Source organism: Proteus sp. G2609, assembly GCF_963896135.1.
Classification (GTDB): Bacteria; Pseudomonadota; Gammaproteobacteria; order Enterobacterales; family Enterobacteriaceae; genus Proteus; species Proteus mirabilis.
In genome coordinates this window covers 14,280-39,738 of record NZ_CAWQNB010000035.1, presented here as the reverse complement: position 1 = coordinate 39,738, position 25,459 = coordinate 14,280, and the positions used below count along the sequence as shown (strand labels likewise).

Here is a 25,459-nt window from a genome sequence, read left to right as displayed (position 1 = left end):
TTTTATCTGTAATAAACCCTATATTCTAAGAGGTAATTATCTCCATCTTGTTTATTTAAGGGCTTTTTGTGTTCAATTTGTTTAATGGCGCCCGCCGATTTATCTATAATAGCCACTTTTTATATTATATTCGCATAATAATCGCACTTACGGGAACGACTTTATTTCCATGGGCTTTAGGACAAGAACCAAAATATACTATACCTCTTACATTAGGTGTTGTCGCAGCCGCATTAACTGACTTAGATGATAGGCTTGTGGGCCGCTTAAGAAACCTTGTGATCACCTTATGTTGTTTCTTATTAGCATCAACATCCATCGGATTACTCTACCCTTACCCTATTTTATTCTTTTGTGGTCTTGCTATCTCCACTTGGGGGTTTATTTTATTAGGCGCCTTGGGTCAGCGTTATGCTACCATCGCCTTTGGTGCGCTATTAATCGCTATTTATACCATGTTAGGTATGCCGATTTTCCCAGAATGGCATGAACAACCTATTTGGCTCCTTTTAGGCGCAATTTGGTATAATTTGCTTACCTTAATTGGTCACCTACTTTTCCCTATTCGTCCCGTTCAAGATAGCCTTACGCGTTATTATCAGCAGCTTTCCGCTTATCTAGAAGCCAAGGCCGCATTATTTGATCCCGATATTGAAGGTGATCAACAGCAATTACTGTATAACTTGGCATTGGCTAATAATCAGTTAATTGAGGCAATGAGCCAAACTAAATTAACATTACTAAGCCGTTTAAAAGGTGATAGAGGCCAACGTAGCAGTCGTTTCACATTGCATTATTACTTTGTGGCTCAAGATATTCATGAACGGGCCAGCTCTTCTCATATTCAATATCAATTACTGAGTGATAGATTACGCCACAGTGATGTCCTTTTCCGCTTTCAGCGCTTACTGTCAATGCAAGCAAGAGCCTGCGAACAAGTCGCTCAATCTATTCTTTGGCATAAAAAGTACCAACATAATCCCCATTTTGAACGTGCAATCACTCATTTAGAAAATGCACTTAATAATGTAAAAAACAGTACTTCTGATCCACAAATTATTGCGCCACTCTATAATTTATTACAAAACTTACAGGGCATAGATGCTTTATTAAAAAGTATTAGTACAGAGCAATATCAAATCTCTCATGACCAAAAAGAAGAAACTCAGTTATCTGATGAAGGGCTTACTGGGTGGCGAGATATCGTGCTAAGAATAAAAGGTCACTTAACACCAAAATCAGCGCTATTTAGACATGCGGTACGAATGTCACTTGTCTTATGTATAGGTTATGTGATCATCCAGTTTTTTGATTTGCATCGTGGGTACTGGATTTTATTAACCAGTTTGTTTGTCTGTCAGCCTAACTATAATGCGACACGTAGACGATTAACATTACGGGTCAGTGGCACTATTATTGGTATTTTAATTGGTTTCCCTATTCTCTATTTTGTGCCTTCCATTGAAGGTCAATTAGTGCTTATTGTTGTGACGGGTACGCTCTTTTTTGCTTTCCGAACCGTACAATACGCTCATGCCACTTTGTTTATTACCCTACTCGTTTTATTAAGTTTTAATTTATTAGGTGAAGGCTATGATGTCGCACTACCGCGGATCATTGATACGTTAATTGGATGTGCCATTGCCTGGTTCGCAGTCAGTTTTATTTGGCCGGATTGGAAGTTCCGTCAGTTGCCATTGCTCATCCAAAAAACCATGACCAATAACTGCTACTATCTTGATGCGATCCTCATTCAGTATTATCAAGGAAGAGATAATAGCGTTAATTATCGTATTGCACGCCGTAATGCACATAGCAGTGATGGTGAGTTAGCATCTTTAATTTCTAATATGTCATCAGAGCCTAAAAGCTTTCAAACCTCTCAAGAAGAAGCATTTAAGTTACTGTGTTTAAATCATACTTTACTGAGCTATATTTCAGCGTTAGGTGTTCATCGTTGCAAAATTGAAGATGAAGCGGTACTCACCCTGCTTAATGATACTGTCTGTTATATTGATTCAGCGTTGAGACGTAAAAAAACACAAGATAATGATTTTATACAATCTCACGATCAACTTATCGCACGTGTTAATGCACAACCAAGTTCAGATAACGCCCGTATTCAATTAGTGTTAACGCAAATACGCTTGTTACTGGATTTATTGCCACAAATTGTCAATTGCATTGAGCTAATTGAGCAAACAGAATGGCAAAACGATAAAGATAAATTAGCTACAGCTTGATGGATAAAAAGTTATTTTCTCTAATTTCTATTAGAACCTTAGAGAAAATAACAGACTCTATTGGCTTAAGTTTGCTCTTATTCCGTTATTCCTGTTCATTCTAATGTACTAAAGTCCGAATACTGTAGTTTAATAGGATTTAACGGATAACTCTTTATACCAATTTAACAATTCCATTTTTAATTGACTAGGTAACACAGAGCGATGACAGCCAACAATAGCACCCGCTAATGCAAGCAATAAGTCGCTATTTCCTTGCTTAGGTTGCGCAATCAGTTTTAAATAACATGCCTTCGCACCGATCGTACGTAATTCCTCGATACGGTTAATCCCAACTTGATTGAGTTTTTTCTCTAATGCTATGCCCAAATTGGGTAAATCTTTGATACGACGAGGCTGCTTTTGCTGCCCTAAAAACTCCTGAGTACTATAATGATATGCAAAATCGATATATTGATTGAGCTTAGCGCTATTACGCCATATTGCTTGCGTAATACGATAATAGCGCAATGTAATGGGGATACCTTTTTTTAGATAGACGTATGCATCCATGTTGTTTGCTTTATAGAGTGTTTCAGCAAAACCACTCCCTTTTAAATAAAATTCATTATCAGCAGTAATCGCAAAGATAACCTCATCAACCATTAAGCTATAACCGCCGAATTGAGACTTCTTACTTAACTTTCCATATTCCGCTACGCGCGATAATAAATGAGCCTTCCTTTGCTCAGGTAAAATTGACATCAGATCTCCAAACCACAAAAAATATTTTTATCTTAAAATTCAAATATATGAATGTATTCTTGATGGTTAAGACAATAAATAAATGTCCTTTTTTTGCCAATAGTTACCCGATCAAAAATATGAATTTACATAAATTTTGAGAGCAACTTTCAAAAAATTGATCTTGATTTAAGTGAAACTCAGGTATACTGTATATACATACAGTACATATTGAACGAGGTAAATATGAAACTCTCAACATCATCTTTGGCAAGACAAAATGGCCTTTTCCAAGAGATCTCTACTGAGGTATTACCTCTCTCTATGGCCTCCGATGCAATTACAACAACAATGCCCGATAATAGACAAGGCATGGTAAGTGAACTGCTTTACCAAAATCCCTTGATGATTAACCACATCTTACTACCTCTGTTAAAACAGTATAGCCATGAATCACGTTGGTTACTGTGGTTGAGTCCACAACAAAAATTAAATCGTAGTTGGTTAAAAGAAACCGGCTTACCCCTGAATAAAATCATTCAACTCAATCATGTTGATTCAATTAATACTGTGGAATTAATGGAGAAAGCACTATTAAGTGGAAACTACAGTGTAGTATTGGGTTGGTTACCAGAAATATCGTCAGAAGAGATGAAAAGATTAGAATATGCTGCCAGCATCGGTAAAGCGTTAGGTTTTATCATGCGACAACAAAACAGTAATCATATCCAAATAGAAAACAATAATTCCTCTAAACGACATTTAAACTCGATAAAAATTCATTCAAATCACTACCATTAGTGAAATTTAAGAGTTTTCCTAATACTCATAACGCAACATTATCATTTAAGATAAGTCATAATCAATTGTAACTTAAATCATATGGTTACAAGAAATTTAACAAAAATATAGAATAATTCTTATTGTGAATAACGGCCGATCTTTTTAAAATTTTAAGTCGAATTTTAAAGGGATACTTGTAACTTTTTAAGTTCATTGTAGACTTTATATCGTTAAGGTTATGCTTTAAATCCCGTTTTTGGGGATCATCATTTGATGAAAGCATCGAATTCCTAACAATAATTTAACCAAGGGCAAATAATAAGGCTTAAAGCCAAATGCCTAACTTGGATGATAACGAGGCGTAAAATGAAAAAGACAGCTATCGCATTAGCAGTGGCAGTGGCAGCTTTCGCAACTGCAGCGCAAGCAGCTCCAAAAGACAATACTTGGTATACCGGTGGTAAATTAGGTTGGTCTCAGTATCAAAGTACTGGTAACAATTGGGACGGTGTGAATATCGGTAACGGTAGCACACACAAAGACCAAATTGGTGCTGGTGCATTTGCTGGTTATCAGTACAACCAATACTTAGGTTTTGAACTGGGTTATGACTGGTTAGGTCGTATGGCTTATAAAGGTTCATACAACAACGGTGCATTCAAAGCTCAAGGTATCCAATTAACCACTAAATTAAGCTATCCAGTAATGGATGACTTAGACGTTTATACACGTTTAGGTGGTATGGTATGGCGTGCAGATTCAACTGCAACTATTAATGCAACTTCAGCAGGAACTCAAAAACGTTTCTCTGAAAATGATACTGGCGTTTCTCCAGTATTCGCATTAGGTACTGAATACGCGATCACTCCTAACATTGCTACTCGTCTTGAGTATCAGTGGATCAACAACATCGGTGATAAAGGTACTCTGAACGCTCGTCCAGACAATGGTATGCTGAGTGTTGGTGTTGCTTACCGTTTCAACCAAGAAACTCCAGCTCCAGTTGTTGAGCCAGCTCCAGTAGTTGCTCCAGCTCCAGTTGTTGAGAACAAAACCTTTACTCTGCGTTCAGACGTTCTGTTCAACTACAACAAATCTTCTCTGAAAGCTGAAGGTCAAGAAGCACTGAATGGTCTGTACAACGAATTAGCTAACATCGACCCAACTCAAGGTCGTGTAGTAGTTATCGGTTACACTGACCGTATCGGTTCTCAAAACTACAACCTGCCTCTGTCAGAAAAACGTGCTCAATCTGTAGTTGATTACCTGGTATCTAAAGGTATTCCTGCAAACAGCATCTCTGCAGAAGGTCGTGGTAAAGAAAACCCAGTAACTGGCAACACTTGTGACAACATCAAAGCTCGTGCAGCTCTGATCGATTGCTTAGCGCCAGACCGTCGTGTAGAAATCGAAATCCAAGGTACAACTGAAGTTGTTGTTCAACCTGGTCAATAATTCAAATAGTAGAGAAATCTACTGTAATGAATTCTAAAAAAACCCTGCTTCGGCAGGGTTTTTCTTTTGATGATGACTTTAAATGATTAGCAGAGATATTCTCTATACCTCTTAAGTTAACGCTATACTGATGATCTCTCGATAATAAACAACGCTATTGTCATCTACTCTTTTTTCTGTTTGTCTCGTTCTAGTAACTCAATTAGGCCATCTTTTAGGTTATGTACTTTTAGTGCATACTGCTCTTTTCGCTCCGCATCTTCGATAAGCTGGACAATCGTTTCTGATAATGTCAAACCTCGGCGCTGAGATAGTGCTGATAGGCGTTGCCAAACCTTAAAAGTTAAATCGATAGATTTTTTACGCGTATGCTGATGTTCAGCATTAAAATAACGCTTTCTTCGAGCACGAATAGTTTGCTTCATTCTATTCGATAACTCAGGGTTCATATGTAAATTGATCCATTCAAGGACTTTTAATGGTTGAGATTCAAGGCGTAATAGTTGCTCAACCACTTCATCGGCGGCGCTCTTTTCGACATAACGGGTGATTAACTCACCTTCGCGATGTTTTTTTACCAAATAAGCCCACTTCCAGCCACATTCTAGATTTTCTAACTGTTGATATTTCATACAAATCACCGTGACAACGTAACTATATACTAGCATATCAACAATTTTGCCAAAAAACTGCCTTAAACCGAATATTTTTGCTTAAATTATCACCAAAAAAGATAAGTAGCTTTTGTTACCTCCCACCGACAAATGTCAGAAGGGATAGTTTTCTAACCACGTTGTGATAGAATCGTGCGTCGCTATAATAAAACAATACATTCAATTTAATAGGTTATAGCAAAAGTAATGGCAACGTATATTCCCGGCCAAAAGTATAGACATAATATAACTGTCAATAGCTGTCTTATTGCAGGATAGATACCAGCTATTAACGCTTTATGTTAACTTCCATGTTCACTACTCAATAATAAAAACGGTAACCTTGAAAAACAACGAATTAGAATGGCAGGCGTTACGCCCAGATTACGCCTCCTACCAGACTTTCTTTCAAACAGCATCGCAATTGCCTGCATCTTCACTTCGTGAGGTTCAACCTCGCTTATATGAAAGCTTACAGTGGCTAAATAATGCAGAAGCAGGCCAATTTATGCTGTTAAAAGCAGAAGATTCTACTGCTTATTTCGAAACACTCGCTGATACATTACAACAAGCAGAGATAAAAAATTATCCTGTTGTAGGTGCCTATCAAGCTGAGTCTAATCAAATTTATTGGCAAGATAATGTAGAAGGTTCATTTTCATCATCAGAATCTATTGCTTGTTGCCAATGGATAGAGCCAGAACAACTTTTTGGTTCATTTTATTATCATAAAGATAAGCTCCTCGTTAACCCAGGACTGCTGCATAAAGTCAATGGTGGTATTTTAGTCTTATCCATTAAAACGCTCTTAGCACAACCCTTAATGTGGTTCCGACTGAAAAAGATGGTTGAAGAGCAACGCTTTGAATGGTTAGTGTGGAATGACCATCAAGCCCTTCCTTTGCCTATTGAAGCCATGCCCCTTCACTTACGTGTTATTTTAGTGGGCGATCGCCTAAGCTTAGAAGAGCTTGAGTTTATGGAGCCTAATATCAGCAGTACGGCGCTATATGGCGAATATGAATACGATATGTATTTAGAAGATGAAACCGCCCTGAGCCAATGGTGTGGTTTTGTTAATGGACTTTGCCAAAAATATCGTCTTCCTTCATTATCTGCTGATGCTTGGCAAGTATTACTGACTCAGGGCGCAAGAGAGCATGAAGATCAGCTTATCTTATCTCTCGATCTTGAACTCATATTACGCCAATTACGTTATGCCATACGTTTTAATCATGATGCTTATCTTGGTGCCGAGGCGCTTAAAAAAGCGCAAGAAAATCGTTTATGGCGACATAGCTACTTATTAGAACGAAGCCGTGATGAAATATTACAAGGCCAAGTCACTATTCACACTGAAGGTGAAATGGTAGGCCAAATAAACGGTCTTTCTGTCTTAGATTATCCCGGTTATCCCGATCTAATTGGCGAGCCAACTCGTATTACCTGTGTGGCTCATATTGGTGATGGCGAACTGGTCGATATTGAACGAAAAGCAGAATTAGGTGGCAATATCCATGCAAAAGGCATGATGATTATGCAAGCCTACTTAAATTCTGAATTACGATTAGATCAGCCACAACCTTTTAGTGCTTCCGTCGTTTTTGAACAATCTTACGGTGAAGTAGATGGTGATAGTGCCTCACTAGCAGAATTATGTGCGCTGATCAGTACATTGTCACAACACCCAATTGATCAACAAATCGCCGTAACCGGTGCCGTAGATCAATTTGGTCAGGTACAACCTATTGGTGGTGTTAATCAAAAAATTGAAGGCTTTTTTGATATCTGTCAGCAAAGAGGATTAACAGGATCACAAGGGGTTATTATACCGCTGGCAAATGTGCGACATCTTGTTTTAAACGAGAGCGTGATACAAGCTGTCAAAGAAAATAAGTTCCATATTTGGCCGGTTGTCCATGTTGCAGAAGCAATTACTTTGCTAACACATCAGCCTTATTACGAAGAACAATGTGAAAATCCACAATCAAATGAACACTTGTTAGCTATTATTCATGATCGAATAACACAAGCTAATAATCAGGATAGGCCTAAATTACCTTGGTTCCTGCGCTTATTCAGATAATTCTGTTTCAAGTGATCGGAGTTGTTCAGCGTACAAGTGTAAGCTATTCTGTTACCTTACACTTGATAAAGGCTATATAAACAATGGTTGATAAACGCGAATCTTATTCTAAAGAAGACCTCATTGCTTCAGGCCGTGGTGAATTATTTGGCCAAGATGGCCCACCACTGCCTTCAGGTAATATGCTAATGATGGATCGCATCATTAAAATGACTGAAGATGGCGGCTCCCATAATAAAGGCTTTATCGAAGCAGAATTCGATATCAAGCCAGACTTATGGTTTTTTGATTGCCACTTTGTCAATGATCCTGTTATGCCGGGTTGTTTAGGGCTTGATGCAATGTGGCAACTGGTAGGTTTCTACCTAGGTTGGTTAGGCGGTGAAGGTAAAGGCCGAGCTTTGGGTGTCGGTGAAGTGAAATTCACTGGGCAAATTCTACCAACAGCCAAAAAAGTCACCTATAAAATTGATTTCAAACGTGTTATCAATCGCAAGCTTATTATGGGTATCGCTGACGGTGAAGTTTATGTTGATGGTAAACTGATTTATGAAGCCAAAGATTTAAAAGTCGGCTTATTTAAAGATACCTCAGCATTTTAAGTCAATATTACACATAGATAGATAAGAGCCTATTCTCTTCGATGAGATTAGGCTTTTTCTTTTATGGTGGTATGGTGGTATGGTGGTATCTCAGATAAGAGTACTTGGCAAGTTTTCGCCCTACCGTACTTTACAACATAAAAAGGCCTACCACGGTAGACCTTTTTATTTCCAATTCACAGTTGTTATTTATATTCAAATTGTCCTATGTTCAAGTTATTCATAGGAATATGCATAAATAACCCTCTTTTGATTATCAATTAAATCTTGGTGATAATATTTGCGATAACACAGGTGTCCGCAGTATCACCTCGACGGGTTATTTATTTTGCAAGCCCAGGACGATCTTCCATGGCCTGTCGCCAACCTCCTAGCCAATGTGAACGTGCATCAATGGCAAAATAGGGACACTGCTCTTTTGAACGACCTTGCATACCGGCTTGGTAACCTTTCGATAATGCTCTAGCTAAACGATCTCGTTTCTGTCTTTTCATATTTAGACAACCCTCACGTTCTAAGTTTAAGCGGAAAGATAATGATTGTTTTTCATACAACCACTATAAATTGATACGCTTTATTGAGGATTTAAGCAAGTAAAGAAATTAATATAATTGTCATATTTGTGATACTAAGCTGGATCCTATTTAAATCACCTTAGATTACAATTAATTATATTTAATATAATTAAATAATTTATATCTATTTGTATTTATTAATAAAAGACATAAAGCAAATCATAACAAGCTGATTTTTATTTATTTTTATAAAAAAATAATATTAAAGCTCCGATTTCTGACCTAAATAATAAAAACAATAGCTTGAAAATAAATAATCGATTTTTTTCAATTTATGTCAATATAACAATCCTATTAGAATTGCCTATTTTCTACTATTCACAGTAGTAAAAATAAAATTTATGCCAAATAACCATAGCAACATTAATGATATAACTTAAGTTATCGACAAATATGAAGCCTGTTAACTAAAAAACCTCTATTAACTCAAATTCTTCAAATATTAATTCCATATCTGGAGAGTAGGTACCTTCTCGCATAAAGAATTCTTTATGTCCTTGTTGCCAATATGACAAGCTTAGATCACCCTCACCTTCTTTACGCGCTAACTGTTCTGTGACTTCAGAAAAACGTACCAATGTTAAAGAGCGTGTTCTGATAACACAAATAGGAACCCCATGGCTATTTAAAATAATATTGTAACCACCAATTGTTGGCGTGACTGGATCACTAAAAAAACCACTTAATGAGCTACATGTTGCTGTTTTTTTTCTTTCAACGACAAGTTGTGCAAGTTCATCAGCAAGCTGCGGATTATCCCCGAAAGACCAACAAATCGCTGTAGGGTATTTCTTTTTTATCAATTCCAGCATGAGATTTTTCTCTCGTTATCTCGAATAAAAAACCAACACCTGATTTTAGTCAGGCATTGGTTATTCCTATATTACTGTATAAAACAATTAATATTGTGATTTAATTGTTTTTGCGATCTCAGCGACGACATTCTGCCATCCTTCCCCTAGCGTACGTACCAGAGCCGGATAGCCATCTTCAGTTTGTGTTAACGCGACAGAAAAAGGCTGACTAATCACTTTATTGCCTTGAGTGTAGATCCAATCACCAGCAATAATCACTTTGCCGTCATATCGACCTTGAAAATAATTAACATTGACAGTCAATTTAGCAAGTTTATCTTCAATAGGTTGTGTCGAGACCACTCGATTAGGGAATTCTTTTGCTAATCCCACAACCAGATTTTGCTGTAGCTGTTGATCAAGCGGGTTTATCCACAAATGTTGGTTAGCAACGGTATAATTGATATCACTGGTTTGATAGACAATGCCCGTGTTAACTAACATATCAGATAAACGGATAGGCTGAACCCAAATCTGATCTTGCTTTGCGCTCTCAGTAGTTGTAACAACCTTATTATTTGCACCTTGATAAACATCAGGTAATTGATAATAAGCTTTATCAGGCACACTTGAACAAGCCGTCAGCATCAATACCGCGATCCCAATAATATATTTCATTATTTTTCAGCCCTCTTTGGTTCAGGATCTTTACCTTGTTGTGCTTCAAAAATTAATGCGTTGCTCTTATTGTTTAAGGTCTTCAATAGCGGTTGCATCTCTCTGAGCACTTGATCTAAGCGTTGCATATTATCAACCATTTTACTGTATGCCGGTGAGCCAGGTTGGAAACCTTGCATACTGCGATTGATCTCTTTTAATGACTGTTGAATATCATTAGGCAGTTTTTGGAAGTCATCACTACCAATCATAGCATTTAATGATTTCAGAGTTTCCTTCGCTTCAGCAACCGCTTTTTGACTTTCGGTTAATGTCGCGGTCATCTCTTTCAACATTGGCTCAACAGGAAGATTGTTGATCTTATCCAATGAAGTCATCACTTTTTGCTGAATTTGCGTTAAACCAGAACTGACTGTGGGTATTTGTGGTAATCCTGCAACAGTTTGTGGCCCTTTCCAAGGTTCAACATCTTGATAAAAGTCCAGATCAATATACAGCGCACCTGTTAATAGATTGCCTGATTTTAACGATGCTCTTAATCCATTTTTAGCAGCAGAAGAAAGCTCTTTTACGAAATCAAAACTTTCACCTACATCATTCGCAAAACGTTCCGGCTCAACATGGATAAGCACAGGAATACGGAAATCTTTATCTAACGATTGTTGCATTTCTTGGGTGTAATAGGGTACTTGAACAACCGTACCCATTCTAATACCACGGAACTCAACTGGCGCTCCGGCTTGTAATCCTCTTATAGAATCAGAGAAAAACATAATATAGCTACGGTAATCGGTATATAACGAATTTTGAATACTCTTTTCGTTATCATAAAGTTTAAATTCTGTTTTAGGGGCAATAGCTTCACCAGGTAACCACCCCGTAGGCACATCGAAACTCACCCCACCGCTAAACAGTGTGGAAAGCGAAGCCATTTCAACACGAACCCCTGATGATGACATATCAAATGCAATGCCTGAATCTTTCCAGAAACGAACATTCGACGTGACCATTTTGTCATAAGGTGCTTTGATAAAAAGCTGGTAGTGCATATCTCGGCTTTCAATATTAAATTCACTCGTCTCAACCGAGCCGACTTGATAACCCCTAAATAATACCGGATCACCTGCATTAAGCTGGCCTGCTCTTTCACTGACTAAATTAATGCGTATCCCCTTTGCATCTGGAGAGGCCAGTGGCGGAGAGTCCAATAAATTAAATTCATCCTGCTCTTTGCCTGTTAAACCGGGTTGTAGCTCAATATAAGCACCTGAGAGTAGAGTACCTAAACCAGTGACACCTTCTTTTCCCACTTGTGGTTTAACCACCCAAAAAGCGGTATCAGCACGCAGTAGCTCTTTCATTTCATTATCGAGACGAGCTTTGATGATCACTCGGCTAAAATTACTATCTAATGTCACACTTTCGACTAAGCCAATATCAACACTGCGGCTCTTTATTTTAGTTTTACCTGCTTCAATACCATCAGCATTATAGGTTATTAATGTGACTTCAGGACCTTGATGACTGAAATGATAATAAAGTATCCAAGCTCCTATCAATAACGTAACAAGAGGTATTATCCAAACTGGAGACCAGCTTTTCAGTTTATTAATTTTTGCTTGTGTTAAAGCAGTATCGTTCTTTTCAGTCACCCTTAGGCTCCTTAATCATGGGTTTATCATCATCGGCAGTACATTTATCCCATGTTAACCGAGGATCAAACATCATTGCAGAGAACATCGTTAATACGACAACCAATGCAAATAGCACTACACCAAAATCGGGATAGATACTCATCAGACGTCCCATTCTGACTAATGAAGCTAAAACAGCGATAACAAAAACGTCAATCATTGACCAACGCCCTACATATTCGACCACTTCATAGAGAAAGTGCATTCTCGCCGGATCACGTTTTCCTTTGGCTTTATGTGCATCCCAACATAACCAACCGATAGCCACCATTTTTAAACTAGGTACCATAATACTGGCAATAAAAATAACCATTGCCACAGGATATGAGCCATCTTCCCAAAGTAAGATAACCCCAGCCATTATGGTTGAGTAAAGATTATTACCCAGCGACTCCGTCACCATAATCGGCAATAGGTTAGCCGGAATATAAAGAATTAAAGAAGTAATTAAGAAAGAGAGCGTCCATTGCAAACTATGAGGTTTTCTCGCATACCCTTTTACTTCACAACGACTACATTCATATTGATCAGCCGGTAAAATAGCAGTGCAAGAACGACATAATCTTACCCCTTGCTTTAAACCTGTTTTACCTGATTCAATTTTAGGATAAGCGGGTCGCGATTCTAGTTTTTCCCATAATGTATGGCGATCTAAACATTGAAATGCACGAATTTGTAATAAGCAGTAAAGTACATAAGGTAGGAAGCTTAACCCTAAGCCGATATCACCATACGCCATTAGCTTGACAAAACTGACTAAAATACCGGCTAAAAAAATCTCTGCCATACACCACGATTTTAATTGGAAAAGAATTCGTGATAGCCAAATTTGTAATTTTCTTGGCAGCTTAATGGGTGTACAAAGCAGTAAAATCGCTATCATGCAGAAAGCAGGAACCACTTGTACAAAGAGTAAAAAGAAAGCGCCTAGCTCAACATAATTTTCGCTAAACATCACATTTGGGATCTGCATTAAAGTAATGTTATTGGTAATTCCTGCCACTTCCATACTGACAAAAGTAAATTGGCAAGCCATTAACAACATAAATAATGCACTAATCGCCAAGGCTACAGGCTGATAAAAAGGTTGTCGCCAACGTGCTGTTAGCAAAGTGTGGCAACGTGGACAGGTCGCCTTGGTTCCTTGGGCTAATTCAGGAACACTCACTACCAGATCGCACTGAGGGCACAATATTTGCTCATGTTGTTCTTCATGACAAGAATGTTGACCCGAACACACAACGGCACCTCTCATTTATTTGATAATCAATAAACAACAATAAGTATAGAGACTAAAACGGGGCATTATGCCCCGTTATGAGTTGGCATACGTTATTCACCGTTTTGCATCATCTCCAACTCTTGCCATCTATCAAAAGCTGTTTCAAGTTCATTTTCCTTATCAGCTAATGCTTTTAGCACTTTTTCTGTCTCTTCATGAGGACGTGTAAAGAAATCAGCTGCAGCCACTTCTTCTTGTAAACAACCTAATTCCTCTTCTAAACGTTCCAGTTTAGCGGGCAGTTGTTCAAGCTCGCGGATCAAATGATAGCTTAACTTATTGTTACTTCGTGTAGCCTTTTTGGCGTTCTGTTTTGGTTTAGTCTCTTTTTCAGTTTTTTCTGGTGCATTACGTGACTTATTCGCTTCATTTTTAAGAGAAACAGACTGTGCCCGCTGCTGCTGCGCATCATAATAGCCACCAACATAGCTATTGATTACGCCATCACCTTCAAAGATCCAACACTCCGTAACACTATTATCAACAAATTCACGATCATGGCTAACCAACAACACAGTGCCTTGATAAGCATCCACCAGCTCTTCTAATAGTTCTAATGTTTCAACATCAAGATCATTAGTTGGTTCATCAAGAATAAGTAAATTGCTTGGTTTTAAGAACAAACGAGCAAGCAATAGACGATTTCTTTCGCCCCCCGAAAGTGCTCTAACAGGTGTCATGGCACGTTTTGGTGGAAATAAGAAATCTTGCAAATAACCTAAAACATGACGAGGACGACCATTTACCATCACCTCTTGCTTACCTTCTGCAAGGTTATCCATCACTGTTTTATCAGGATCAAGTGTGGCACGGTGTTGATCAAAATAAGCAACTTCTAATTTAGTGCCGCAATGAATACGACCACTATCTGCTTTTAAATCCCCTAACATCAATTTGAGTAGTGTGGTTTTACCACAACCATTAGGGCCAACTAAGGCAATTTTATCTCCTCGTTGTACTTTTGCAGAGAAGTCCCGAACGAGCCTACGCGTACCGATGCTATAATTAACATCTTCTAATTCAAACACAATTTTACCTGAGCGCGTTGCTTCTTCGACCTGCATACGAGCACTACCTAATACTTCGCGACGTTCACTTCGTTCAACTCGCAATGCTTTTAATGCCCGTACACGACCTTCATTACGAGTCCGGCGAGCTTTGATCCCTTGACGTATCCATGCTTCTTCTTGCGCTAATTTCCGGTCAAACTCAGCATTTTGTTGCTCTTCAACACGCAATGCTTCTTCTTTACTTTCCAGATATTTATCGTAATTTCCCGGCCATGAGGATAGTTTTCCGCGATCTAAATCAATAATGCGGGTTGCCATATTACGAATAAATGATCGGTCATGGGAAATAAAGACAATGCTACCTTGGAAATCCTTTAAGAATTTCTCTAACCATAAGATAGTTTCTATATCTAGATGGTTGGTGGGCTCATCCAAAAAGAGCACTTTCGGTGCGCTCACTAATGCGCGCCCTAATGCGGCTTTTCTTAACCATCCTCCAGAAAGTGAGGAAAGCTTAGCTTCGCCATTTAACCCTAATTTTTCCAGTACTTCAGCAATACGGCTATCTAATAACCAGAGATTACGGTTATCGAGCACTTCTTGTAACTGAGCTAATCGATTAAGATTTTTTTCAGAAGGGTCCGTTTCTATTACCTTTGAAACACGATGATATTCGGTAATATATTGCGCATCTTCTGCAACGCCTTGCGCGACAAAATCAAAAATAGTGCCTTCGATATCTCTGGGGGGATCTTGTTGTAAACGTGCAGTCACCAGATCTTGTTCATACACCACTTGCCCATCATCTAAGGGCTGCTCTTTGGCTAACACTCTTAATAGGGTCGATTTTCCGGCACCATTGCGACCGACTAAACAAACGCGTTCATTTTCATCAATAAACAAGTCTGTATTATCTAATAAAGGGGCATCACTAAACGCTAAATAAGCCCCAGTCAAACTAATTAACGGCATTGTAAATTATTCCTCACCAGCATGATTTAATAGCCAGCAATTGTGTATTTGGCGGTTACGTGCAAAATCTTGCGATAATGTTTTTTGTGTTATCTCTTTTGCTGTTAACCCAATATTCGCTAATGCTTCATGATCCATTTTGAAACCACGTTTATTATTTGAGAACATAATTGTTCCGCCTTTTCTTAATAAACGCTTTAGATGTTTCATTAATTCAATATGATCACGTTGTACATCAAAGGTATTTTCCATGCGTTTTGAATTAGAGAACGTCGGAGGATCGATAAAAATCACATCAAACTGTTCATTACTTTGGCTTAGCCACTGTAAGCAATCCGCCTGCATTAAACGATGTTGTCTACCTGATAATCCATTTGCTTGAAAGTTTTTCTCAGCCCATTCAAGATAAGTCCGTGACATATCTACTGTTGTGGTACTTTTAGCTCCCCCCAACCCAGCATGGACTGACGCGCTACCGGTATAAGCAAAGAGATTTAAAAAGTCTTTTCCTTTGCTCATTTCACCTAACATTTTGCGGGCAATGCGGTGATCTAAAAACAGTCCAGTATCGAGATAGTCGGTTAAATTCACCCAGAATTTGGCACCAAACTCATCAACTAAAAAGAAATCACCCTTCTCTGCCATTTTTTCATATTGTTGTTTACCTTTTTGGCGTTGACGAGTTTTTAAAATTAGTTGATCAGAGCGTAATGCTAAAACCTCCATGGTGGCACTAATCACATCAAATAAACGCTGACGTGCTTTATGTTCATTAATGGTTTTTGGAGGTGCATACTCTTGGATCACCACTTTTTCGCCATAGCGATCTACCGCAACATTATATTCTGGCAAATCAGCATCATATAAGCGATAACATTCAATTTGCTGTTGTTTTGCCCATTTTGCGAGTTTTTTCTCATTTTTACGTAAACGGTTAGCAAAATCTTCCGCCAGTCGTGTATTAATCGTCGAAGGTGTTTCTGATAATAAATAGTTTTTTTGTACACAATCTAACGGGCCATTTTTAGCTTTAAATTCACGCTCAGCACGTAACTGAATACAGCTTAACAATTCAGGAGAAGCACTAAAAAGTGATAATCGCCATCCTGGGAAATGGGCTTTTACCGCTCGTCCTAACTGGCTATGCAAGGCAATGAGTGCGGGTTCACTTTCTAAACGTTCACCATAAGGCGGGTTACTAATAATCGTCCCTTTAACACCTGTGGATACTGGATTAGTCAGTTTTGCTGCATCACCTTGGGTAAAAGTAATTAAATCGGCCACATCCGCACGACGTGCGTTGGCTCTTGCCATATCTAATACGCGTTTATCCACATCAAAACCATAAAAACGCGCTTGAGTATTCTTTTTACCTTCACGGAAGCGGGCAAATGCTTCATGAGTGACTTCTTTCCATAGCGCTTCATTATGTCCTAACCAATGACGGAAACCCCAATGGACTCGATTTAAAGCGGGGGCACAATCCGTCGCCATCATTGCCGCTTCAATAAGTAAAGTACCTGAGCCACACATAGGATCAATTAATGGTGTATCGGTTTTCCAACCTGAACGCATAATAATCGCTGCGGCTAGATTCTCTTTTAGCGGTGCTTGCCCTGTTAAGTCACGATAACCACGTTGATGTAATCCATCGCCACTGAGATCTAAAGATAATGACGCTTTTTCTTTATGTAGATGTATAGTTAAACGAATATCCGGTGATTGTTTAGCAACATCCGGTCGTTGCCCTATTTTACGTTGGAATGAATCGACGATAGCATCTTTCGCTTTTAATGCACCATATTGGCTATTACGGATCACATCATTAGTGCCATTAAAGTGAATAGCAAAAGTATGATTAACTGTAAATACTTCGCTCCAATCAATTGCTTGCACACCAAGGTATAAATCTAGATCACTGTAGACATTAAATTCATTTAGCGGAAGCATGATGCGAGAAGCTAAACGGCTCCAGAGCAAAGACTGATACATGGTTTTATCATCAGCACGGAAATAGACACCACCTTGCGTAATCTGGCAAGACTGGGCACCAAGGTGTTCAAGTTCAGTTTTTAATAATTCTTCCAGACCTCGGCCTGTGCTGGCAAACAGAGAGCGCATAATATTGTTACCACCTAAAATAAAATTGTTGGGCATTATAGCTAATTGTATTACGTTGTCATAAAGTTACTGACGATAAAAAAATAATAAAACCTTTTTGGGAGCACTGATGATCAACGTATCACGCCTTTATATACACCCTGTAAAATCAATGAAAGGGACTCGTCTTTCTCAAGCCTTTGCCCGTGAAAGCGGCTTCACGTTTGATCGTGATTTTATGATAACGACCCCTGAGGGGACATTTATCACCGCACGTAAATACCCTTTGTTGCTGTGTTTTATTCCCACTGTAATGACAAATGGTATTTATATTCAAGCACCCGATGGTGAAGGAATTGCCATTACTTATCAGGATTTTGAATCTTCATTACAACCAACTGAAGTGTGGGGAAATCATTTTACCGCTTATGTTGCCCCAGATGAAATAAATCAATGGTTCAGCCGCTATTTAGGCATGGATGTACAACTTCGCTGGACGGGTGAAAAATCAACACGTCGAGTAAAAAAATCTCCTGAAACCGCGGTTTCGTTCGCTGACGGTTACCCTTATCTATTGATTAATGAAGCCTCATTTCAGTCTCTGCAACAGCGTTGCCCAGCTTCAATCAATATTGAGCAATTTCGCGGTAATATCATCATCACAGGTGCAAAACCTTTTGCAGAAGATAGCTGGCAAACAATCCGTATTGGCTCTGTCGTCATGGACTTAGTCAAGCCTTGCAGTCGCTGTATTATGACCACTATCAGTATCGATAAAGGCATTAAACATCCTACCACAGAACCGTTAGCAACACTGCAAACATTCCGTACAGATGAAAAAGGCGATGTGGATTTTGGTCAAAATATTATCATTCGCCAATCAGGTATTATTCGTGTTGGGGATAAAGTTGAAATATTAGCTTATAAAGAAGCGAAATCTTATTTACAAACAACAGAGCAAACAACCGAACCGGCAACTGACAATGCGGTTACAGCAGCCTCCGCTCAAGAGCCAAAACAAGCTGTCACTATTGAATTTAATGGCATCAGCTTTGCTGGGAATAATCAAGAGGTGTTGTTAGAGCAACTGGAAAATCACGGTTATGCTATTCCCTATAGTTGTCGTGCGGGGATTTGTGGCTCATGTGTTATTCAATTAGATGAAGGTGATGTCAATGCATTAAAAGCAGGTGCCATAAAACGTTCTGGCAGAATACTCGCATGTAGTTGTGTTCCTAAAGGCAATGTAAAAATTTCACTTAATAAAAAATAACGCTTATCTTTATCACAAATAAAAAGAAGGTAAACTGTCCTTATCTTCTTTTTATTTTGCATGATCTGCTATACTAATTAAGAATTATCTCATCAATAACCCAATTTTAAATTAACTATAAACTCACTTTATTTACTTTTATAAATTTGTTGCAAAAAGAGAATAATGCAGATTTGATTTTAGGAAGTGTTGTTTAAGGCCAATTGTTTTTAGCATATTATAAACAATAAGTGAAAATAAAAGAGTAAGTCCTTTTTACTCTTTTATTAGATGACTTTTTCGTACAAAAACGATCTTGGCTCAGACTGTTTATGATATTCACTTAACCGATCATTCATGATTTTTAGTGGATCACAAAACGTTAGTGTTCTATCAAATAATGCTAACTGAGGCTGGGCTAATAAGCATAAACAGGCTTGCTCTCCCACTTCCGCCACTAAAAAAAGCACTTTTTCATTGCTATCTTTCAATGCGGCTTCCACCACTTGAGCTAAATAAGGGCGGGTTGATGAATGACTCACTTCAAAATACCAGCTCTTAGGCATTAATGGCTTTAAAAAACGATGGGCTATTAATGCATTTAACGCTAATTCTGCTCGCGACTCAGAAGGCATATCAATCTGGCGGATTTGCTCATCATATCCATAATAAAGAGCAGCATCATCAACAGTAAAAGGTGATGATTGATGAGCAGTTGCACTTAGCATTTTACTTGGAAAACGACTACGAAAAATCATTCCATTAGCTAAATCGAGCATCAACTTTTGTTGCTCGTCATCAAAATACCAACGCCAGCGATCATCGGGTTTTATTATCACTAATTATTCCCCCTTCGATTTATTACCTGCTTTTTTCTCTGATACTCAATATTAAATAACCTAAATAAAATATTTAATACCACCTAACAAAAACAGGGTTCATTTTTTATTAATTAAGCACAATCACTGCCATTTAATAAAAAATAATCAACTAGAGGCAATATAAACGAGTTAAGGGCAGAAGAAAAGCCCTTAACTGATTATTGAATGTAATTAAATATGATTAATTATAGATTTTATAAGTGCAGGACCATGATAAATGAATCCTGAATAGACTTGTATTAAAGAAGCACCTGCATCCATTTTTTCGCGTGCGGCAGTCAATGAATCAATCCCCCCTACCCCAATAATAGGTAAAGCGCCTTTTAACTCTTCATTTAGTTGTCGAATGATTTGTGTACTTTTTGATTGAACCGGACGACCGCTTAATCCACCGGCTTCATTGCAGTGATCTAATCCACTCACTAATGATTTGTCTAATGTTGTATTGGTCGCAATTACGCCATCAATATGGTGACGCACTAAGCTATCTGCAACTTGGATTAATTCTTCATGAGTAAGATCAGGGGCAATTTTAACGGCCACAGGCACATATTTTTGATATTTCCCTTGTAACTCAAGTTGTTTATTTTTAATCGCAGATAATAAATCGTCTAATGCTTCACCATATTGGAGTGTCCGTAAGCCGGGGGTGTTAGGTGAAGAGATGTTAATCGCAATATAACCTGCATAAGGGTAAACTTTTTCCATACAGATTAAGTAATCATCTTTTCCTTGCTCTACGGGGGTATCTTTATTTTTACCGATATTAATACCCAGCACACCACCATATTGAGATTGTTTTACATTCTCTATTAGGTTATCAACCCCTAAATTATTAAACCCCATTCGATTAATTAAGCCTTCAGCTTCTACTAAGCGAAAGAGACGCGGTTTGTCATTACCTACTTGTGCTCGTGGTGTAACAGTACCCACTTCAATAAACCCAAACCCCATTGCCCCTAATGCATCAATGCAATCACCATTTTTATCAAGGCCGGCGGCAAGACCGAGAGGATTTTTAAATGAAAGTCCCATACAAGAAACGGGTTTGGCAGGAAGTGATTGTTGAATAAGAAATTGAAATGGGGAATGAGATAAGCGTTTTAACTGACGAAAGGTAAAATCATGGGCACGTTCAGGATCTAGCCGAAACAATGCCTTCCTTACTAAGGAATAATACATACGATCTCCATTGAGAATATCGGGTATTAGGAATGATATGTCTACGACGATTTAAGCGTCGAGCATCATATAGATAAAAGCACGAAAAGTAAACGTTTCAATTGCACAATTCACCATAAAAAATCCCCAGTTTATGATGTCCCTCGCACAATTCTCCTTTCATTAAGATGATGTAACATCTCAAAAAAACTTAAAAAAAAATCAATATTTAAGATTTTTTTCATATTTATCAATAAATAAAGTTTTCTACAATTATTGAGCAATATAACACTAGTTAAATCCTAGCAATTCAGTAGCGCTAAACTTGGATAGTAAATTGAGTAAAAGAGTCTTTTATACTCAAAAATGGAAACTACTTTATGAACGATAAAAAAACCATTAACACGCCCCCCCCTTTACTTACGAATATTCGAAACCTCTTGATACAAGGTAGAAAAAACACAGTACAAGCAGTAAACAGCATAATGGTACAAACATATTGGGAAATAGGTCGTTTAATTGTTGAAGATGAACAACATGGAGATAATCGAGCAAAATTTGGAAAAAGAGTTTTACAAACTTTATCAGCTGAATTAACAAAAGAATTTGGTAAAGGGTTTGATACCTCAAATCTTCGATATATGAGGAAATTTTATCTCACATTTCCAATTCGTGACGCAGTGCGTCACGAATTAAGTTGGACTCATTATAGAACGCTACTAAAACTAAAGAATGAACTCGCCCGTCAATGGTATATAGATGAAGCAATTACACAATCTTGGTCCGCCCGTGCATTAGAAAGACAAATTAGCACATTATATTATGAACGATTACTTTCAACACAGGGGAAACAGCAAAGTATTTATCCTGTATTAGCTGAAGGAAAACAAAAAACTACTGAACTCGCAACTTCAGTCAAAGATTATTTACGTGATCCCTATATTTTTGATTTTCTAGGACTACCTAGTAGTATCCTGCAAGAAAATAAACTAGAACAAACTTTAATAGAAAACCTAAAAGAATTCTTACTCGAATTAGGAAAAGGGTTTGCTTTTGTCGAACGACAACAACGTATTAGTACTAATGATGGTGATTTCTATATTGATTTAGTTTTTTATAACTTTCACTTAAAATGCTTTTTGTTAATAGACTTAAAAATGCATAAACTCACCCATCAAGATGTTGGGCAAATGGATATGTATGTCCGCATGTATGAAGAGAAAAAACGCCGTCATGATGATAATCCAACCATAGGACTAATTCTTTGCACTGAAAAAAATCACACAGTAGCCAAATACTCCATTCTAAATGAAAGTAAACAGCTATTCGCTTCAAAATATATGCTTGAATTACCAAGCGAAAAAGAATTAATTTTACAATTAGAAAAAGAACGCCAAAAATTATTTGAATAATAGTCATAACCCCTTAGCTTTTATTCAATACATATTATTAAACCATTATAATTTTTTGTATGAAATACTTACCATAAAAAATCCCCAGAATATGCTGGGGATCTAATTATCATGCTAACTTAATACCTTCTTATCACTTACTTAGTGATAGCGATATAGTGTTAATCTGCTAATGCTTTAGTGATTTTCTCATATAAATCACCTGATAAGTTATCAAGGGCTTTTAGCTTTAATAACTCGGCACGCATTTTCTCTTGGCGATTAGCATCATAGCGTTTCAAACGAATAAACGGCTCAATAAGACGAGATGCAACCTGTGGATTTCGGCTATTTAAGTCAGTCAGAATTTCAGTCAATAATAAATAACCTGAGCCATCTTCTGCATGGAAAGCCACAGGGTTATTATTCACAAACGCACCGATTAAAGCACGAGTACGATTTGGGTTAGCTAAAGTAAAAGAGCGATGTGATAGCAAACTGCGTACTGTTTGTAATACATCAGTTGCCGGACTCATTGCTTGTAAGCTAAACCACTTATCCATTACCAAGCCATCTTGATGCCATTTATCATCAAACTCTTGTAATAGTGCCTCTTTACAAGGTAATTGTGCCATTACTGCGGCATTTAAGGCCGCGAGTGCATCGGTCATATTATCGCTATTGTGATATTGCGCTTCAACCAATTGATTACCCGTTTGCTGGTTTTCAACGGCTAAATAACCCAAGCAGACATTGCGTAAATCACGTTTAGCAATATCACCATGATCGACACGGTAAGCACCGATATGCATTGAGTGATAAACCGCAGAGAACTCATCAGCCATTTCAGTGGCTAAAGTTTTACGAATAAAACCTAAGGCCTGATGAATAGCAATAGGATCGATAATAGCAAAAGCTTCACCCGCTTCAACATCGGTAGGTAATGTCAGAATAAGTGCCGCCAAGGCAGGATCGATATCTTTATCAAGCAATACAGCACGGAAAGCATCAATCACCATTTCAGGTAAAATTAATGGCTGCCCTTTTTGAACACGCGAAACGTTTTCTTTAATATAACGCCCTAATAAAGATTGCGCCGCATCCCAACGAGAAAAAGCATTACGTGCATGTTTCATTAAGAATGAGAGTTGCTCATCCGTAAAAGGATAATCAAGTTTTACTGGCGCAGAGAATTCTCGCAATAATGAAGGAATTGGCTGTTGAGCGACATCATCAAAAATAAACTGCTGCTCTTCTCTCACCACATTTAATACATTAGAAACCGGCTGACCTTGTGAGCGTAAAGGGATAACCTCCCCTTGTTGATTATATAATTCAATATCTAACGGAATATGTAGAACTTGTTTTTCCGCCTGATCTGCCGTTGGTGGCGTCATTTGGCTGACAGTTAATGTATATTGCTGTTTTTGTGCGTCATAGCTATCACGTACAGTCAATACCGGTGTACCTGATTGGCTATACCAACGACGGAATAAAGTCAGGTCAACATTCGAGGCATCTTCCATCGCTTGTACAAAATCATCACAGGTCGCTGCACTACCATCGTGACGATGAATATACATCTGCATACCTGCTTGGAATTTCTCTTCACCGAGTAGCGTGTGGATCATACGGATCACTTCCGCCCCTTTTTCATATACCGTTAAGGTATAGAAGTTATTCATTTCAATCACACTATCTGGACGAATTGGATGAGCCATTGGGCTTGCATCTTCGGCAAACTGTGCTGTACGCATAACACGCACGTTATTGATACGATTAACTGAGCGAGAGCCTAAATCAGAGCTAAATTCTTGATCACGGAAAACCGTTAGTCCCTCTTTTAAGCTTAATTGGAACCAGTCACGGCAAGTAATACGGTTACCTGTCCAGTTATGGAAATATTCATGGCCAATAACAGATTCAATCCCTAAATAATCTTTGTCTGTTGCTGTTTCGCTTTTAGCAAGAACATATTTAGAGTTAAAGACATTAAGCCCTTTATTCTCCATTGCTCCCATATTAAAGAAATCAACGGCGACTATCATATAGATATCGAGATCGTATTCTAAATTAAAGCGTGACTCATCCCATTTCATGGCATTTTTTAGTGATGTCATCGCCCAATCAGCACGATCAAGATTACCTTTATCGACAAATAACTCTAAAGCAACTTCACGACCACTTTTAGTGTTAAATGTATCGCGTAATACATCAAAGTCTCCCGCCACTAATGCAAAGAGATAACTGGGTTTAGGATGCGGATCTTCCCAAGTCACCCAATGACGACCATCTTCAAGATCACCTTGTGCAACACGGTTACCATTAGATAATAGATAAGGATACTGTTTTTTATCTGCAGTGATCGTGGTGGTATAGCGCGCTAAAACATCCGGTCTATCTAAATAATAAGTAATATGACGGAAACCTTCCGCTTCACACTGTGTACATAGCGCATCGCCAGAAACATATAACCCTTCTAACGCGGTATTAGCTGATGGGTTAATCTCATTAATAATTTTTAACGTAAACTGTTCAGGCAATTGGTCAATGATGAGTTTGCCGTTTTCTTCTTTATAGTGTGTCCAAGCAACATCATTAACAAAAATAGATTTTAATGTTAAATCTTCCCCATCTAACACCAACGGCGTTACCGTTGTCGCTAAGCGCTTGCATTGGCTAATAGCAGTAACCTGTGTTTTTTCTTTATCTAAGATAAAATCAAGATGCAAATCAGTGATGGTGTAATCTGGGGCGCGGTAATCTTTACGATATTTAGCAATTCTTTGTTGTGTCATAGAAAAAAGCCTTTTAGTTAACACGACTATTTTACGGTTATATAACCAAAGCTTACTCGTCAAAAAATGGTTTAGCTAGTCGAATATTCAATTGAGCACATTAAAAGTCAATAGAATGTTAATGGGATATTAATATGTGTAACTAATTTATTTGCTAATTGATGCTAACATACTCCCAAATTATGTTTAACGTGGTAAACTCAATAGAGATTTACAGCTTGTTTTTATGTCGCAGAGAAATATTAACGAATAGTGACGCATTATCATCATATTCGGGTATACTCTCCAACCTTAACGATTTAGCTGACATAAAAACGCTCCGTGAG

General features: G+C 38.0%; 19 protein-coding genes. 7 read left to right on the top strand and 12 right to left on the bottom strand.

Translation table 11 applies throughout. The features are described 5' to 3' along the window. Nucleotides 1–68 precede the first annotated feature (68 nt). Entirely contained in the window at nucleotides 69–2,243 is a 2,175-nt protein-coding gene (yccS, locus tag AACV01_RS10725) for a YccS family putative transporter (RefSeq protein ID WP_161682895.1), read from the top strand. 129 nt (nucleotides 2,244–2,372) lie between these two features. Here the strand turns inward: yccS and AACV01_RS10720 are convergent, their stop codons facing one another. Further along, nucleotides 2,373–2,987 carry a TfoX/Sxy family DNA transformation protein gene (locus AACV01_RS10720; RefSeq protein WP_004244685.1) on the bottom strand — a complete coding sequence of 205 codons (615 nt, stop codon included), beginning with the start codon at nucleotides 2,985–2,987 and terminating at the stop codon, nucleotides 2,373–2,375. 225 nt (nucleotides 2,988–3,212) lie between these two features. Here AACV01_RS10720 and sulA point away from each other — a divergent pair, with 225 nt between their 5' ends. Both sulA and ompA read left to right on the top strand, forming a co-directional pair. After that, nucleotides 3,213–3,767 (top strand): SOS-induced cell division inhibitor SulA, encoded by a 555-nt coding sequence (gene sulA / locus AACV01_RS10715; RefSeq protein ID WP_004247687.1) that lies wholly within the window; start codon nucleotides 3,213–3,215, stop codon nucleotides 3,765–3,767. A gap of 348 nt (nucleotides 3,768–4,115) precedes the next feature. Next, nucleotides 4,116–5,204: a porin OmpA gene (gene ompA, locus AACV01_RS10710; protein WP_004247686.1), complete on the top strand. Its 1,089-nt coding sequence runs from the start codon at nucleotides 4,116–4,118 to the stop codon at nucleotides 5,202–5,204. 164 nt (nucleotides 5,205–5,368) lie between these two features. Here ompA and matP read toward each other — a convergent pair whose 3' ends face one another. Further along, the gene (gene matP, locus AACV01_RS10705; RefSeq protein ID WP_004244682.1) at nucleotides 5,369–5,836 is read right to left on the bottom strand and encodes a macrodomain Ter protein MatP; all 468 of its coding nucleotides are present in this window, start codon (nucleotides 5,834–5,836) and stop codon (nucleotides 5,369–5,371) included. Nucleotides 5,837–6,200: 364 nt separating this feature from the next. Between matP and AACV01_RS10700 the strand changes: the two genes are divergently transcribed. Next, on the top strand, nucleotides 6,201–7,943 hold the full coding sequence (locus tag AACV01_RS10700) for an AAA family ATPase (RefSeq protein ID WP_161682917.1): 1,743 nt from the start codon (nucleotides 6,201–6,203) through the stop codon (nucleotides 7,941–7,943). A gap of 83 nt (nucleotides 7,944–8,026) precedes the next feature. Next, nucleotides 8,027–8,545, top strand: a complete 519-nt coding sequence (gene fabA / locus AACV01_RS10695; protein ID WP_004244680.1) for a bifunctional 3-hydroxydecanoyl-ACP dehydratase/trans-2-decenoyl-ACP isomerase — start codon at nucleotides 8,027–8,029, stop codon at nucleotides 8,543–8,545. 323 nt (nucleotides 8,546–8,868) lie between these two features. Here fabA and rmf read toward each other — a convergent pair whose 3' ends face one another. The 7 genes from rmf to rlmKL all read right to left on the bottom strand — a co-directional run bounded on the left by rmf (nucleotide 8,869) and on the right by rlmKL (nucleotide 17,671). After that, nucleotides 8,869–9,039, bottom strand: a complete 171-nt coding sequence (gene rmf / locus AACV01_RS10690; RefSeq protein ID WP_004244679.1) for a ribosome modulation factor — start codon at nucleotides 9,037–9,039, stop codon at nucleotides 8,869–8,871. A gap of 488 nt (nucleotides 9,040–9,527) precedes the next feature. Next, nucleotides 9,528–9,932: an ASCH domain-containing protein gene (locus AACV01_RS10685; RefSeq protein WP_004244678.1), complete on the bottom strand. Its 405-nt coding sequence runs from the start codon at nucleotides 9,930–9,932 to the stop codon at nucleotides 9,528–9,530. Nucleotides 9,933–10,019: 87 nt separating this feature from the next. After that, nucleotides 10,020–10,592, bottom strand: coding sequence for a membrane integrity-associated transporter subunit PqiC (gene pqiC / locus AACV01_RS10680; RefSeq protein ID WP_004244677.1), 573 nt, complete (start codon nucleotides 10,590–10,592; stop codon nucleotides 10,020–10,022). Continuing rightward, complete coding sequence (pqiB, locus tag AACV01_RS10675; protein WP_004244676.1) at nucleotides 10,592–12,244, bottom strand: intermembrane transport protein PqiB; 1,653 nt, start codon at nucleotides 12,242–12,244, stop codon at nucleotides 10,592–10,594. The genes pqiC and pqiB overlap by 1 nt, the downstream gene beginning before the upstream one ends. Further along, nucleotides 12,237–13,526 carry a membrane integrity-associated transporter subunit PqiA gene (gene pqiA / locus AACV01_RS10670; protein WP_004247682.1) on the bottom strand — a complete coding sequence of 430 codons (1,290 nt, stop codon included), beginning with the start codon at nucleotides 13,524–13,526 and terminating at the stop codon, nucleotides 12,237–12,239. Before pqiA ends, pqiB begins: the two co-directional genes overlap by 8 nt. A 92-nt stretch (nucleotides 13,527–13,618) precedes the next feature. Then, the gene (locus AACV01_RS10665; protein ID WP_161682893.1) at nucleotides 13,619–15,550 is read right to left on the bottom strand and encodes an ABC transporter ATP-binding protein; all 1,932 of its coding nucleotides are present in this window, start codon (nucleotides 15,548–15,550) and stop codon (nucleotides 13,619–13,621) included. Between the two features lie 6 nt (nucleotides 15,551–15,556). Further along, a complete protein-coding gene (gene rlmKL, locus AACV01_RS10660) occupies nucleotides 15,557–17,671 on the bottom strand; it encodes a bifunctional 23S rRNA (guanine(2069)-N(7))-methyltransferase RlmK/23S rRNA (guanine(2445)-N(2))-methyltransferase RlmL (protein ID WP_004247681.1) in 2,115 nt (704 codons plus the stop codon). Between the two features lie 109 nt (nucleotides 17,672–17,780). Between rlmKL and AACV01_RS10655 the strand changes: the two genes are divergently transcribed. Beyond that, on the top strand, nucleotides 17,781–18,923 hold the full coding sequence (locus AACV01_RS10655; RefSeq protein WP_161682891.1) for a YcbX family protein: 1,143 nt from the start codon (nucleotides 17,781–17,783) through the stop codon (nucleotides 18,921–18,923). Nucleotides 18,924–19,189: 266 nt separating this feature from the next. Here AACV01_RS10655 and AACV01_RS10650 read toward each other — a convergent pair whose 3' ends face one another. Next, nucleotides 19,190–19,741: a cell division protein ZapC gene (locus AACV01_RS10650; RefSeq protein ID WP_004244671.1), complete on the bottom strand. Its 552-nt coding sequence runs from the start codon at nucleotides 19,739–19,741 to the stop codon at nucleotides 19,190–19,192. Nucleotides 19,742–19,954: 213 nt separating this feature from the next. Then, nucleotides 19,955–20,965 (bottom strand): quinone-dependent dihydroorotate dehydrogenase, encoded by a 1,011-nt coding sequence (pyrD, locus tag AACV01_RS10645; RefSeq protein ID WP_004251935.1) that lies wholly within the window; start codon nucleotides 20,963–20,965, stop codon nucleotides 19,955–19,957. Between the two features lie 359 nt (nucleotides 20,966–21,324). Here pyrD and AACV01_RS10640 point away from each other — a divergent pair, with 359 nt between their 5' ends. Next, nucleotides 21,325–22,356, top strand: coding sequence for a PDDEXK nuclease domain-containing protein (locus tag AACV01_RS10640; RefSeq protein ID WP_049201627.1), 1,032 nt, complete (start codon nucleotides 21,325–21,327; stop codon nucleotides 22,354–22,356). Nucleotides 22,357–22,517: 161 nt separating this feature from the next. Here the strand turns inward: AACV01_RS10640 and pepN are convergent, their stop codons facing one another. Then, a complete protein-coding gene (gene pepN, locus AACV01_RS10635) occupies nucleotides 22,518–25,133 on the bottom strand; it encodes an aminopeptidase N (RefSeq protein WP_017628415.1) in 2,616 nt (871 codons plus the stop codon). Nucleotides 25,134–25,459 lie beyond the last annotated feature (326 nt).